Origin of the sequence: Enterobacter sp. JUb54 (genome assembly GCF_014298075.1) — a bacterium.
GTDB classification, from domain to species: Bacteria; Pseudomonadota; Gammaproteobacteria; order Enterobacterales; family Enterobacteriaceae; genus Klebsiella; species Klebsiella lignicola.
In genome coordinates this window covers 4,974,656-4,989,314 of the sequence record NZ_CP060418.1, presented here as the reverse complement: position 1 = coordinate 4,989,314, position 14,659 = coordinate 4,974,656, and the positions used below count along the sequence as shown (strand labels likewise).

Below are 14,659 nucleotides of genomic sequence, written 5' to 3'. Positions count from 1 at the left end.
CACGAAGCGCATCCCTGACCGTGAAGCAAAATCATTAAAAAAACATTAAAATACAGTAAATTAAACAAACTTTAAAAAAAGACAAAACAAGACAATAAGTGGGTATGAAATCAAAGTTAGCCGTCGTCGTGCGGCCAGCGGCGGGAAGAAACTGCGATCCAGTGCAAGATTTTATGGTGATTTGCGTTAGCCATCACAAATAATGAAACAATGTTTTGATAAATTAACACCCATCTTTTAAATCAACTTCACCTGGCGACGCGCCCCTTCGCGGCTGGCGATACTGCAGGAAAGAAAAGGAGTACATCATGGCTAAAGGCATGCGGGTAAAACTAAACTACGAAGTCAGTCACGATCCGGATACCGGCGCGGAAATTACCCGTTTAACCCCACCGGAAGTGACCTGTCATCGTAACTATTTCTATCAGAAGTGTTTTTTCAATGATGGCAGCCATCTGCTGTTTGCCGGCGAGTTCGACGGTAACTGGAACTACTATCTGTTAGATATCGCGAAAGCCGAAGCCATCCAGTTAACTGAAGGGGCTGGCGATAACACCTTCGGCGGCTTCCTCTCTCCGGATGACGCCTCACTGTATTACGTGAAGAACGACCGCACGCTGTTAGAAGTGAACCTCACCACCCTTAAAGAGCGCGAAGTGTATCGCGTTTCCGACGAGTGGGTCGGCTACGGCACCTGGGTTGCCAACAGCGACTGCACCAAACTGGTCGGCATCGAGATTGCCAAAAGCGACTGGACGCCGCTCAACGACTGGCAGATTTTCCACGATTTCTTCCATAAAGGTCCGCACTGCCGCCTGCTGCGCGTCGATTTAAAAACCGGGGCCAGCAGCGTGATTCATGAAGAGAAAAACTGGCTGGGCCACCCGATCTATCGCCCATTCGACGACAACACCGTCGCCTTCTGCCACGAAGGTCCGCACGATCTGGTGGATGCGCGCATGTGGATGGTCAATGAAGACGGTAGCAATGTTCGCAAGGTCAAAGAGCATGCGGAAGGCGAGAGCTGCACCCATGAGTTCTGGGTACCGAACGGTTCAGCGCTGGTGTACGTCTCTTATCTGAAAGGTCAGCAGGGGCGCACCATTTACAGCTTTAACCCGGATACCGGCGTCAACACGGCGCTGATGCAGATGCCGGCCTGTTCCCATCTGATGAGTAATTTCGACGGCACATTGCTGGTTGGCGACGGTTCCGGTACGCCGGTGGATGTGAAAGATACCAGCGGCTACACCATCGATAACGATCCGTATCTGTATGTTTTCGATGTCGCGAAGCAGGCTTACTATCGCGTCGCGCGTCACGATACCTCCTGGGCGACGGTGGCGAACAGCCGCCAGGTTACCCACCCGCATCCGTCGTTCACGCCGGACGACAGTGCCATTCTGTACAGCTCTGATAAAGACGGTAAGCCGGCGCTTTATATCGCCAAATTGCCTGAAAACCCAGAGATGTTAAAAGCATAAAGTAGACTATTTGATTGAGTGTTTCTGTAACTGGCCTTGCCCTCCCCCGCGGAGGGCTTTTTTTTGGCTGCTGATGTAGGGGAATGGGGTGGGAGATAAGTTGATTAAACCAGGTGGCATGTTTCCCTGTCTCAATAACGATTCCCTCCGTCTTTCCGCCTCGCCAAAAACAGAAAACCCCGGCCAACTACGCCAGGGTTATCATCGAAATCGGTTTTCTTAGAACGTGTAAGCCACGCCGACACGGAAACGCGTCTGGCGATCGCTGCGGTCATTCACCCCAACGTTACCCAGTTCACCATACGGCGCCCAGTTTTTATCCAGCTTATACGCCACTTTCAGGTTGTATTCCTGCGAGTACGGTTTGTTGTCGTTACGATTCACGCCTTCAGAACTACGCGCGTACACATAGTTCAGCTCAGCACGCCAGTCGCCGAGAACATAACCAGCCCACGCATCGCCACGGTTCACTTTGTCATCTTCTTTACCCGCGCTGGCCGGATAACGGGTGTAGTCATAACGGTAACGGGCGGCGACATAGAAGCCATTATCGAAGCTGTACTGCACGCGCAGGTTTGGTTTGTAGATTGAGCGGCTATCGTTGCTCTCAATATTAAATCCTGGGGTAACGGAGAAATTCTTATTGGCCTTCCACTGCCAGCTAATGCTCTCTTCGTGGCCGTTACCAACGAAGTCTGAATATGGCTGGTCGGTATTATCGCCACCTGATTTCCACTTCGCCTCGACGGAGAAGCCGAAGCCATTAGCAAAACGATGTGAGACCGCAACACGGTCGGCGTTAGTTTTATCGGTTTTACCACCATCAATAAATTCATGACGCAGATCGACGGTTACAGCAGATGCAGAGAAAGTTGCAGCACAGAGCGCAGCCAGAGCCAGAGTTCTTGCAAACATGGGGTACCCCTCAAAATTAAAATTATGTTTCTATTTTATGAAACTGGATTTTATTTTTTATACACTCATGTTTTAGTGATCGAGATCGTAATTATTTGTTTCAAAAAACATGGCACAAGAAGACGTGACAAAGCTCACCAAAAAACGCCCCGGCGGGACGTTTTCACGGTGGTAATTTGCAAAAAACAGGAATAAAAAAAGCCTCCGACCGGAGGCTTGATAAATAATCGTTAAAGAAAGAACTTATTCGCGTTCTACCGCCAGCGCCACGCCCTGCCCGCCGCCGATACACAGCGTCGCCAGACCTTTGCGGGCATCGCGCTTAATCATCTCGTGCACCAGCGACACCAGGATACGACAGCCAGAAGCGCCAATCGGATGGCCCAGCGCAATTGCGCCGCCGTTGACATTGACCCGACGCTCATCCCACTCCAGTACCCTTCCCACCGAAATCGCCTGCGCCGCAAAGGCTTCGTTCGCTTCGATGAGATCGACCTCATCCAGGCGCCATCCGGCTCTTTCCAGACAGCGGCGCGTCGCATGCACCGGCGCAATGCCCATCAGCGCCGGATCGACCCCAACGCTGGCAAATGCGCGGATCCGCGCGAGGATCGGCAGGCCAAGCTCCTGCGCTTTGCTCTCGCTCATCATCATCACCGCCGCCGCCCCATCATTGATGCTCGAGGCGTTACCGGCGGTCACCGATCCCAGACGGTCGAAGGTCGGCAACAAGCTCGCCAGCCCCTCTGCGCTGGCATCCACCCGCGGTTGCTCGTCGGTATCGACCATCCGCGGGGCGCCATTCAGTTCGGTGCTCACCGGCACGATCTCATCGCGAAAACGCCCCGAATCAATCGCCCGCCGGGCTTTATGCTGGGAACTGAGGGCCCAGGCATCCTGAAGCTCGCGGCTGATGCCATATTCCCGCGCCAGGTTTTCCGCGGTCACGCCCATATGGTAATCGTTGAAGGCATCCCACAGGCCGTCATGCACCAGGCTGTCAATCAGCTGACTGTTACCCAGTTGCGCACCGGTACGGCTATCGGTGAGGACATGCGGCGCCCGGCTCATATTTTCCTGGCCACCGGCAATCACCACATCGGCTTCGCCGCACTGGATCGCCTGGGTCGCCAGATGCAGCGCCTTCAGCCCGGATCCGCAGACATCGTTAATCGTGATGGCGGAAACGGTATTCGGAAGCCCGCCGCGAATGGCCGACTGCCGCGCCGGGTTTTGCCCGGTGCCAGCCGTTAATACTTGTCCGAGGATCACCTCATCCACGCTGTGGGGGTCGATACCGGCCCGCTCCACCAGCGCCTTCACCACCAGACTCCCCAGCTCCACCGCCGAGTGACGTGCTAAGGTCCCCTGAAAACAACCGATGGGGGTCCGCAACGCACCGACGATAACGACATCTTTCATCCTCTACCTCTGCCCTGCCTCTGCGCAAAGAAACAGCAACATAGTAGAGAATTGTTATCAAAAAATTTCGCAATTGTTTAAAAAAAGTGAGGTAAATCACAAAGAATTGCGACTGTCTTAGCGCTCCTGGTGCTGTAAATGCTGGCGCAGCCAGCTCCCGGCTTTTCCCGGCGGTGCCCGCTTATTCCATAATAAATCCACGGAGATAGCCCGCGGCCAGCCAGGAATGTTCAGCGCCACCAGCCCGCCAGAACCGGCAAACTCCTCCACCAGCGCGCAGGGTAAAATGCACCACCCCAGCCCCTGCACCGTCATACTGAGCAGCAATAGATAGTTGGGGGCGGACCACACCTGGCCCTTTGCCGGTTCCGCCGGGTTACCGAGGAAAGTACTGAGACGGAGCTCGCGCCAGCTGTGTAGCTCATCCCAAATCACCCGTTCCTGGCGGGCCAGCGGATGCGTCGGCGCAACGTAGATAGCCATCGCGGTTTGCAACGGCAGGCGGGTGCTGCCGATCTCCGTCGGATAGCGTTCTCTGGCCTCGATTAACCCGACCTGCGCGCGCTCCTTTTGCAGCAGGTCAATCACATCCTCATCTTCCCCAATCAGGCACTCAAACTCGGTATGGGGGAAACGCCGGTCGAACTGCTGCAGCAGGTCTTCCAGCACGTCCGGGTGCAGGGTGTCGGAAAGCACGAAGGTGAGGCGCGCCTCGGTCTCATCCGAGAGCGAAACAGCCAGCTCATCCAGGCGTTCGCTGGCCGCCAGAATCGCTTTGACGTAGCTCAGCACCTGCTCGCCCTGCGGAGTAAGCGTGGGCTGCCGGGTGGAACGGTCAAACAGCTCCACCCCGAGGTCGGTTTCGAGATTCGCAATCGCGGTGCTGATGGTGGACTGGCTTTTCCGCAAGCGGCGGGCGGCGGCAGAAAACGAACCGCAGGCGACCGCTTCCACAAAGGCGGTCAGAGCTTCAGGTGAGTAGCGCATGAACTATCTACTTTATCGATGGAACCTATCTTTTGTTTATCACAATTATCCATAAAATGCGGCATAAATTCTGACAACAGATTTCTCCTCCCTGAGGAGAACGATCGGAATAACGGTTTTATCGGAGGCCATACACCATGCAACAGAATACGTTTCAGCGTAAAACGCTGACAGAACGCGTTATCCATGCGGTCAGCTTTGAAGGGCTCGCCACGCTGATCCTCGCGCCAACCGCCGCCTGGCTAATGCAGCGCTCGGTCGTCGAGATGGGCGGGCTGAGCATTCTGCTCGCCACCCTGGCGATGATCTGGAACCTGATTTATAACGCCGTGTTCGATCGCCTGTGGCCCGTTTCCCGGGTGGTGCGCACCCTGAGAGTTCGCGCGCTGCACGCCATCGGCTTTGAGAGCGGTTTCATTATTATTGGGGTCACCGCCGTGGCATTGGTCCTCGGCGTGTCGTTGATCCAGGCATTTATGCTGGAAATTGGCTTTATGTTGTTCTTCCTGCCCTACACCATGCTGTTTAACTGGCTGTGGGATACCTTGCGCGAGCGGGTCCTGAAATATCGCCAGCAGCGAATGCTGGCCCGCAGCTAATCGATGCGCGACGCCGGGAGGCCACCCGGCGATCGCCGCGCTTATTTGTCATCCTAAACTATCGCCACGGCTCATCCATTGTTGTGGTAAATTACACTCCTTTTTTTTGGTTTTACGGTTGATAAATTCACACGATGTCTAAAATTTGGTCAAAAGAAGAAACTCTTTGGAGTTTTGCCTTATATGGCACTGCCGTAGGCGCTGGTACCCTGTTTTTGCCGATCCAGCTAGGATCCGCGGGCGCCATTGTCCTGTTCATTACTGCCCTCGTCGCCTGGCCGTTAACCTACTGGCCGCATAAAGCCCTGAGTCAGTTCATCCTCTCCGCGAAAGCCGCCCCCGGCCTCGGGATCACCGGTGCGGTCAATCACTACTACGGCAAGAAAGTGGGGAACCTGATCACCGCGCTCTATTTTCTTGCCTTCTTTGTGGTGGTATTGATTTACGCGGTCGCCATTACCAACTCGCTGGCGGAGCAGCTGGGCCGGCATACGCCGATCACCCCAGGCGTTCGCGCGCTGTTGAGTCTCGGCGTGGTGATGGTGCTGAATCTGATCTTTTTGATGGGTCGCCACATCACCATTAAAGTGATGGGTTTTCTGGTGTTCCCGTTGATTGCCTGCTTCCTGTTCCTGTCCGTCTATCTGATCCGCGACTGGCAGCCAGACCATCTCACCAGCCAGATGCAGCTGACCTCGCACACGTTCCACCAGATCTGGATCTCGATTCCCGTGATGGTTTTCGCTTTTAGCCATACGCCTATCATTTCGACTTTTGCTATCGATCAGCAGGAGAAATACGGCGAGCAGGCCATGGGTAAATGCAAAAAAATCATGAAGGTGGCCTACACGATCATCTGCGCCAGCGTACTGTTTTTTGTCTTTAGCTGCCTGCTGGCCATTCCGGCCTCCTATATTGAAAATGCGCGAAATGAAGGGGTGACGATCCTCTCGGCCCTCTCAATGATGCCTGGTTCTCCGGCATGGCTGGCGGTGACCGGAATTGTGGTCGCCGTGGTCGCCATGTCCAAATCGTTCCTGGGCACCTACTTTGGGGTGATTGAAGGCGCCAGCGAAATCGTGAAAACGACGCTGGGTCAGGTAGGCGTGCGCAAAAGCCGTGCATTTAACCGTGCGATCTCGATTCTGCTGGTCTCGGCGCTGACCTTCGTGGTCTGCTTTATCAACCCGAATGCCATCTCGATGATCTACGCCATCAGCGGTCCGTTGATCGCCATGATTCTGTTCATCATGCCAACGCTGTCGACCTACATTATTCCGGCCCTGAAGCCGTACCGCTCTGTGGGTAACTTCATTACCCTGGTGGTCGGACTGATGTGCGTTTCCGTGATGTTCTTCAGCTAAGCTCCCCTCTGCGGCGGCGGTTCCCACCGCCACCGCACGTTCTGTCAACATTCCTGTCGCAACAAGTTTCCCCTCTGACTTACACTTAGAGCCTATGCCAAATAGCCTAATGGGACAGCCTCTTAGGCTTTGCTCATCATCGGGGAAAATCCATGTCCAGCGTAAAACAATCCGGAAGCGGCACATTAGGTCATCGTCAGGTTTATCGTCTGGGGTATGGCGCCATGCAACTGGCGGGCCCTGGCGTCTTTGGCCCGCCGGCCGACCCGGAAGGCGCCATCCGGGTGCTGCAGGCGGCGGTGGAGGCCGGAGTCAACCATATTGACACCTCCGATTTCTACGGCCCGCACGTGACCAACCAGCTGATTCGACAGGCCCTGCACCCTTACACCGACGATCTCTGCATCGTGACCAAAGTCAGCGCCCGTCGCGATGAACAAGGGAACTGGCTCCCGGCAACATCCCCGGAAGAGCTGACGCAAGCGGTGGAAGATAACCTGCGTAACCTGGGTCTCGAGGTGCTGGAGGTCGTGAACCTGCGCAGCATGCTCAGCGCCCACGGACCGGTTGAAGGGTCGCTCGAAGGACCGCTGACCACCCTGCTCGAGCTTAAAGAACGCGGGCTTATCCGCCACATTGGCCTCAGCAACGTTACCGCACAGCAGGTGGCCGACGCGCAAAAGCTGACGCCCATCGTCTGCGTGCAGAACCAGTACAACGTCGCCAACCGCGGTGATGATGCGTTGATCGACCTGCTTGCCGCACAGAATATTGCCTACGTCCCCTTCTTCCCGCTGGGCGGATTTAGCCCCCTGCAGGCGCAGGAGCTGAACGATGTGGCCGCCGCGCTGGAGGCAACGCCGATGCAGGTAGCGCTCGCCTGGCTGCTGCAACGCTCGCCCAATATTCTGCTGATCCCAGGCACCTCCTCGCTTCAGCATTTGCAGGAAAACCTCGCCGCTGGCGCACTGACCCTTCCGCCCGAGGCCATCGCAACGTTAGATCACTTGCAGGCCTGACGGTCGTTGGCAACCGGCGCGAAGGCTTTTCGCACCGGTTGCCGCGCCCTGCCATTATTTGCCTGGAATAAGCCCAACAGTGCTGGCACTATATATACCCTTCATACTTCAAGTTACATGTACGTTGGCTTTTCTCGCTCACCCCAGTCACTTACTTCAGTAAGCTCCCGGGGATTTCCTGCGTCGTCGCCTTGCTGTAACTCGAATTATTTAGGGTATAGAATAAGCAGGTAGTTGTTTGCACTATTCCGTAACCAATAACCTCATACATAGCAGTGAAATATACTTTTTAGACGAGTCTCCTTTATGGGGACTTCTGTCGTTTTTGCCTTCCAGATTTTTTTGAACTCTTGATTACAGGAAAAACAATATCTGATTCGACGTTTATACAAATCAATCCAGCTACAAAGATAGCTAATAACATCAAATGCTCAGAAAAACATCTGGTTAATACAATCAGAATGTTGGCATTGCCATACAAAAAATTAACTACACACAATAAAAATCAACAAGGAATCTAAATGACTGAGGGAACAATAAAAACCAGCAGGTATGAGATCATTGCTATTTTCAGGGAAGAACTCAGGAAACAGTCCGAGATAGAAATCTTCCTCAATAACAAAAGCATCATGACTCAACTCACGCGGGTTGATTTTGCCGAGTTCCATATCGTCACGCATAGCAAAATCCCTCCGGGGAACAGATATAAATTCATTCTGCATAGCGATTCAGGCAAGATTGAATTCAACTCAACGCTGCTGGAAAATTATGGCAGCGAGCACCAACAGGGTAATAAGTTCTCATTTAGCCTCCCTGACTGTCTTCAGGTGATTCAACGCCGACGCGACCCGCGCTTTCGCCTGCATCACCACTATGATTTCTTTTGTCGTGGCCGACATAAAAATGGTGAGAACTATACTTTCGAAATTAAAGACATATCAGATGGCGGCTGCGCGTTGATGGCGAAAAACCCCAACTTAAAATTTCTGGGCCATCAGTCGGTGTTGAAAAATTCAATTCTGTCATTAGCAGAATACGGCGAAATCACTATCGATTTAGTCATCAAAAATGTCATTGAGGTCACCCTCGACGATGGCTGCGTAGACCAGGAGAGCTACCATCAGGTTTCCTGCCAGTTTAAATTCCGCCATCATGATGACAAAACCAGAATAGAGAAAATGCTGCTGGATTTGATTCTGGAAGCCAAGCGTAAAAAGAGAGTCTGAGCTTTTGGACAGGATATCGCTGTACACTGATGATAATCTCATCGGACAATCGATACATCGCTATATGATTGATAACAATAAAAATATATCAGTATTTCGTTATCAGGATATTGCGCAAAAGGCAGGGATGCCTTTCGCCGGCATCGTCATCATTAATGTCATCCATCAGGACATATCGGCTGGCGAAACGATGTCGCGACTGAATATGCTGCGCGGGTATCTCCTGAACTGCTCCCGGCTGATTTTAGTGGTGAAAAGTGACATTGCCAACCTGTGTCTGGAGCTGATCGGTATAGATAATGTATTGATACTCACCGAAAAATCATCGCTGGGTGATTTTTACCTTGCCACCAGCACGCCGCGCAACGGGCGCCAAGCCCCGGCGCAGAAGAAACTCTCCGCCAGAGAGCTACAGGTTCTTGAGCTGACGATGAGCTGTCATAACAACAAACGCATCGCCACCCTGCTGGACATCGACCATAAAACGGTACACAGCCATAAAATGCATATCATGAAAAAGCTGGGTATGGATAATTCGCGGATGATGAACCAAAAAATAGTCAACCTGTATCAATGCTAAAAAAGGTATTCTCCTCCTTCAGCATAAAAACAAGTAGATACCAATCAAAACCAAATAATTAATTGAGAAGTTACATTTAATAATTATTCCCAACTACAACAAGGTCACCTATAATCATTACACCCTGCAACAACCATGTGTAACTTCCTGGCGCGAAAAAATGACAGCCACCCTATTTTCAGATAACAATTTGTCTCGTAGTGATATCGCCGTACGTTATGTCTTTCAAAAAATGTTCTCGCCACAAGATACCCTGGTTGCCGTAGAGTGCTTAAGTCGTTTCGATACCATGCCGGTCGCGCCGGAATTTTTCTTTCGCCATGCCAATGCCGCGCTGCGCGAAAGTATTTTTATGGAGCAATTAGCATTAATTGAAAAGCACAAAGGATGGTTTATTGATAATGGCATTTCGGCGACAATCAATGTCGACGACCACATCCTCAGCATTCTCCATCATCCTGAAATAGACGCCTATATAAAACGCCTGGGCTGTGTGCATTTTGAGGTGACTGAAAACGCCAACAGCTTGCTTAACGATGCACTTGCCAACTGGCAATCCTCCCCCGCATCCACCTTATGGCTCGATGATTTTGGCTCTGGCTATGCCGGTATTAATGCTATTCGAGGATATCATTTTGATTATGTCAAAATTGATAAAGACTTCTTCTGGCATTTAATGAAAAAAGAGTCCGGTCGCCCGCTAATGGATGCGTTGGTAACCTTCCTTTCACGTAATAACCATAACGTCATTATTGAAGGCGTGGAAAGTGAAGCGCATAAAAACTGGCTGCAGGGAATGGAATGGTTTGCCGTTCAAGGGCATTACTGGAAAGAAGTCAGTATTGAACAACTGGTTCAGGAAAATATTACTCAGTAAAAATACCGGAACCCTCCGGTATTTTTACTGGCGAAAAGCGCACACCCTCAGTTATACACTAATTCCCAGGTGGCCCAGCTGGTAATCGGGCCGCTGGTTGCCTGCAACGGCGTCGGCGACACATAGCCAATATAATAAGTAAATACCCCACCATTGACCGATTTTTCTACCATCGATACCCGGTTTTGCTGCGGGTCGGCGGGCACAATTTTATTGCTCTTATCGAGGGTATTATTGTCATTGGTCGACAGCGCCAGATAGATATTTCGCGCCCCGTCCGGCAAGGTATTCGCCAGATAGCCGGCGTTTTCGTTCGCCACCGCCGTCAGCATAAATCCATCGACCCAGCGCACATTCACCGAGCGGATCTCATGGCTGTCCGCCGCGCCACCGTCATGACGCAGCTGACAGTTCGATAGCTCAAGCGTGAAAGGCTGCGGTTTCATCAATGCTCCGGCACCACGCGCGTGGACTTCCGCCAGACTCACCGGCGCCAGCCAGACGTTGCCGCTGCCGGCATTATGGCCGCCGTTGAGCGCCACGCTGCAGGAGATATCCGTCACCTTCCCGGCAAAATCGACTCGCCCGTTATCGTATTCCGGCATAAAACCGTAGACCGACGAGGTGACAATCATGCTGCCTGCCACCGCCAGTCTCAGACGTCGTTTGCTACGGGTACCCCATCCATAATCCTTCATGCCGGCCTCCCGAATTAATCGTATGTCAGGTTAAAGATCATATGCGACTCCACCTCGCCGGTACTGGTTGTCGGCAGATACTGGTAAAAGCGCGCATGATAGGCTTGCGTAAAGTAACGCGTCTCCTGATTACGTAGAGAGCCGATGCTGTACTTTTTGTTAAATTCCAGCGGAATCCCGTCCCGCAGCACCTGAATGCCGACCCCTTTCGCGGCTGAGCTACCGCTTTTTTCATTGAGCAATGCCCCTTGTTTGAGGGTGGTGCTGGTCGCCAGCGTGCCGGAGAACGACGTCTGAATATTGGCAAATCCCGTGTCGCTTAACCCGCCGCTGCACTGCAGTTCAATATTGAAATCCCGCCCACCGGCGGTGGTGCCGACCCCTTTGAGGTCGCTACGTTTAATGGTGCCTACCGGAACGTTCATATTCTTACCGCCCACCACCGTACAGGAGGGAGAGACGATGGTGATCGCGTTGGCGCTCAGGTAGGTTTCCAGGATCGGATTGTTGCCTCTTTCCCAGTCATACGAGGTGTATTTCCCCGCGGCCAGGGTTCCGCTGCCGGTGACGGCGGCGGTCTTGATAAGTTCGAGGGTGAAACGCGAGCCTTCCAGCGTATAGTTCGTCCCCCGCCCCCCGTTGGACGTGTAGCTGCCGGGATAAATAATATTCACCGTCGAGCCGCCACGGCTAAAGCGCATGCCGATCCCCGGCACGTTGGTGGAGTAGACCTTGTTTCCCAGATCGTGCACGCCAGCAGCCACAATGTCGGCCCGGAAGGTGTTGTTATTGGTGCAGTAGTAGCTGACGCCATTGCCGCCCGGCATGGTCCAGTCCTGTTTAACGATAACCGCCCCGACCGGCAGGTCCGGCGACACCACCACCCGCCCCAGGGTCATATCAAACTTTACCGTGCTGGCCGAACGGCGCGAGCAGTCCGCCCACACCGTGGATGTCCCCAGGGCCAGCAGGCCAGCCGCCATGATCAGTCGTTTACTCAGCGACATACCGTTTCCTTTGTTTTTGCCTGACCCAGATCGACCGAACATTGCCCGTCGTTCCACTTCACCGTGACGCGCTGCACGCTGGCATCGTTGATAAACATCATGCTGCCCTGACCTACCACGCCAATGTCCTTCCCTGACGGGTCAAGAATAGTGGCGGCAAACGGCAGCGGTTGATGATTCGCCTGTCGTGCCTGAAGGGTGATGCTGTTCTGCACCGAGGTCGCGAATGACACCTTCACCACGCTGCCTTCCCACGGAACAACCTGCGCCACGGTACGCTCAAAGGCGATATCATCCTGGCTACCTTTCGGATCGATCTCGACCGAGTTAATCCGGTACGGACGCAGATACGGCAAAATGGCGTAACCATTGCTATCGACGCGGGTACCTGGCGATCCCGGCAGCATGGCGCCGGCGGCATCTTTCGCTTCAATCAACGCCATGGTGTTGCCACTTTCCGGCGAGAACACCACGCCATGACGATGGGCTATCAATGTCCCGCTAGCCCCAAGCCCACTCTGGCGGTAGCCTTCGCCCTGGCTGTAGCTGCCGTTGAGGGTGGTCCACGGCGTGCGGTAGCTGCCGTTCAGGGCCACATCATGCTGCCCCCCGGTCGCGGTGGTGGTGGAGATGCCGTAGTTGAGGTTATTTTCGCGATCCAGCGCGCCGTTAATGCCAATCTGCGAGCTGCCAAAGCGCGAATTGTTGAACGAGGTATTCGAGGTCAGGTTGGCGGTACGGTTCTCGCCGAACCATAACGGGTAGCTGAAGTTCAGCGAGACGCGGTCGTCGCGACGATGCCCGCTGTTATCCGGCGTATAGACGCGCTGCGCCCCGACGGACCACGAAAGACGCCCGTACGTATTGTTGTAGTTGAGCTGATACTGCTTCTCGGTTCCCGAGCGGTTCCAGTAATCAGAGACGCTGCCGCTAAGATAAAAACCGCCCCAGCCGTCCGGCAGGTTCTGGTTCACGGTAAAGGTCATGCCGTTCTTCTGCCGCCACAGGGTGTAGTTGCGGTTACGGTTCTTCTCTTGATCGATGGTGTACAGCGCGTCGCTGAGGTTGTAATAGCCTTTGGTGGAGTAGCGATAGGCCGCCAGCACGATACTGGTCTGGGTTTCGGTGAACATCCGGTTGAAGGTGGCGCGATAGCTCTGCCCTTTCTCATCCAGAGTGTCGCTCTTCAACCGCGACTGGGTGACATCCAGCGACAATGCACCGATACCGGTATTCATCCCGGTCCCCAGCAGAAACGCCTGATAATCATCAAAGCCGGTCACGCCGGTATAGCCGGTAAACAGGTTGCTCAGACCATGCTGCCAGGTGGCCTGATACAGCATCGGTTTGTTTCGCAGCGAATTATCATCGACCTTACCGGCCGACAGCGCATAGCGGGTCATGCCCGGGCGCAGCAGCTGCGCGACCGAGGCGTAAGGGACGCTGAAGACCTGCACCGAGCCATCGGCCTCTTTGACAGTGACGTCAAGATCGCTGCCGTAGCCGGAAGGGTAGACATCCTGCAACGTAAACGGCCCCGGCGGTACCGAGGTCTGATAAATAATATTGTTGCCCTGGCGCACCGTCACCAGCGCGTTGCTTTGCGCCACGCCGCGGATTTCCGGGGCGTAGGAGCGCATGCCGTCCGGGAACATATTGTCATCGGTCGCCAGATTTACCCCACGCAGGCCAATGGTGTCGAAGAATTCCCCGTTCGTGAAAATCTGCCCGCCGCTGACGATTGAATTAATCTGCGGGATCGGCCGTTGGAGGTAGGTCTGGTTACTGTTCCAGTGCGCTTTCCCCTGCTGCTGCTGCCAGTTGAGGTTGCCGATATGCTTGAACAGCCAGCCGTCCCAGGACAGACCGGCATTGATGCCAAGATAGGCGCTGCTGTTATCCGAGCCGTTAGCCGCCGAGGTGTGGCTGGTCCAGGTATTCGCCATCCAGCCAAGATTCAGCGCGGCAATGCCCTTGTCCCAGAATTCCGGGCTGACAAAGTTTTTCAGACGCTGATCCTGGAAGATCTGCGGAATGGTAATCTCCAGCCGCAGAGCGGACTGAATCAGATTGTCTTTAACGGAAGCGTCGTCATACCACGCCTGCAGACGGCCACAGAAGCCTGCCTGCTTGCTCAGTTGCGGGTTGAGTTTTTCTGCCGAAATGCCGTAACGCTCGAGCATCTCGCGGGTGTAGCAGATCCCGAGGTTACCCTCTTTGTCACGGGTGACGTTGAGATCGTAGCGCCCCTTCCACTCGTTATTGGTGTAAACATCGAGCGAATAGGTCCCTTCCGTGATGGCACTGGCGGAGAAGCGAGACAGATCGACCTTTTCCCGGCTGCCAACGATAAAACCATCATTAAACTGGTATACCGTTCCCGGGTTTTCCTGTCCGCTGGAAAATGGCGGGAAGCAGAACAGCGCCATCGCGATCGCCGTGCTTAATCTTCCCGGGCAGATAGACCTCTGCGTCATGATC

General features: G+C 53.8%; 13 protein-coding genes. 7 read left to right on the top strand and 6 right to left on the bottom strand.

The features are described from left to right. Positions 1–308 precede the first annotated feature (308 nt). The gene (locus HF679_RS23220) at positions 309–1,484 is read left to right on the top strand and encodes an oligogalacturonate lyase family protein (protein WP_154144004.1); all 1,176 of its coding nucleotides are present in this window, start codon (positions 309–311) and stop codon (positions 1,482–1,484) included. A gap of 219 nt (positions 1,485–1,703) precedes the next feature. Here the strand turns inward: HF679_RS23220 and HF679_RS23215 are convergent, their stop codons facing one another. The 3 genes from HF679_RS23215 to HF679_RS23205 form a co-directional block, all read right to left on the bottom strand. Beyond that, positions 1,704–2,399, bottom strand: a complete 696-nt coding sequence (locus tag HF679_RS23215) for an oligogalacturonate-specific porin KdgM family protein (RefSeq protein WP_123756638.1) — start codon at positions 2,397–2,399, stop codon at positions 1,704–1,706. A 243-nt stretch (positions 2,400–2,642) separates the two neighbouring features. Next, a complete protein-coding gene (locus HF679_RS23210) occupies positions 2,643–3,821 on the bottom strand; it encodes an acetyl-CoA C-acetyltransferase (RefSeq protein WP_123756636.1) in 1,179 nt (392 codons plus the stop codon). A gap of 117 nt (positions 3,822–3,938) precedes the next feature. Next, entirely contained in the window at positions 3,939–4,808 is an 870-nt protein-coding gene (locus HF679_RS23205) for a LysR family transcriptional regulator (protein WP_123756635.1), read from the bottom strand. Between the two features lie 137 nt (positions 4,809–4,945). Here HF679_RS23205 and HF679_RS23200 point away from each other — a divergent pair, with 137 nt between their 5' ends. The 6 genes from HF679_RS23200 (at position 4,946) to HF679_RS23175 (ending at position 10,473) form a co-directional block, all read left to right on the top strand. After that, the gene (locus tag HF679_RS23200; RefSeq protein ID WP_123756634.1) at positions 4,946–5,407 is read left to right on the top strand and encodes a multidrug/biocide efflux PACE transporter; all 462 of its coding nucleotides are present in this window, start codon (positions 4,946–4,948) and stop codon (positions 5,405–5,407) included. A gap of 134 nt (positions 5,408–5,541) precedes the next feature. Next, complete coding sequence (locus HF679_RS23195) at positions 5,542–6,771, top strand: amino acid permease (RefSeq protein WP_174509711.1); 1,230 nt, start codon at positions 5,542–5,544, stop codon at positions 6,769–6,771. A gap of 152 nt (positions 6,772–6,923) precedes the next feature. Next, on the top strand, positions 6,924–7,790 hold the full coding sequence (locus HF679_RS23190) for an aldo/keto reductase family oxidoreductase (protein WP_154144005.1): 867 nt from the start codon (positions 6,924–6,926) through the stop codon (positions 7,788–7,790). Positions 7,791–8,311: 521 nt separating this feature from the next. Next, positions 8,312–9,016 (top strand): flagellar brake protein, encoded by a 705-nt coding sequence (locus HF679_RS23185; protein WP_123756631.1) that lies wholly within the window; start codon positions 8,312–8,314, stop codon positions 9,014–9,016. A 4-nt stretch (positions 9,017–9,020) separates the two neighbouring features. After that, positions 9,021–9,596, top strand: coding sequence for a helix-turn-helix domain-containing protein (locus HF679_RS23180; protein ID WP_154144006.1), 576 nt, complete (start codon positions 9,021–9,023; stop codon positions 9,594–9,596). A 160-nt stretch (positions 9,597–9,756) separates the two neighbouring features. Beyond that, positions 9,757–10,473, top strand: coding sequence for an EAL domain-containing protein (locus HF679_RS23175; RefSeq protein WP_154144007.1), 717 nt, complete (start codon positions 9,757–9,759; stop codon positions 10,471–10,473). 47 nt (positions 10,474–10,520) lie between these two features. On the opposite strand, the gene HF679_RS23170 is transcribed toward HF679_RS23175, so the two are convergent. The 3 genes from HF679_RS23170 to HF679_RS23160 form a co-directional block, all read right to left on the bottom strand. Further along, positions 10,521–11,108 (bottom strand): fimbrial protein, encoded by a 588-nt coding sequence (locus tag HF679_RS23170; RefSeq protein WP_227540144.1) that lies wholly within the window; start codon positions 11,106–11,108, stop codon positions 10,521–10,523. Between the two features lie 77 nt (positions 11,109–11,185). Next, on the bottom strand, positions 11,186–12,178 hold the full coding sequence (locus tag HF679_RS23165; RefSeq protein WP_187042417.1) for a fimbrial protein: 993 nt from the start codon (positions 12,176–12,178) through the stop codon (positions 11,186–11,188). Further along, entirely contained in the window at positions 12,169–14,655 is a 2,487-nt protein-coding gene (locus HF679_RS23160; RefSeq protein ID WP_123756626.1) for a fimbria/pilus outer membrane usher protein, read from the bottom strand. The genes HF679_RS23165 and HF679_RS23160 overlap by 10 nt, the downstream gene beginning before the upstream one ends. Positions 14,656–14,659 lie beyond the last annotated feature (4 nt).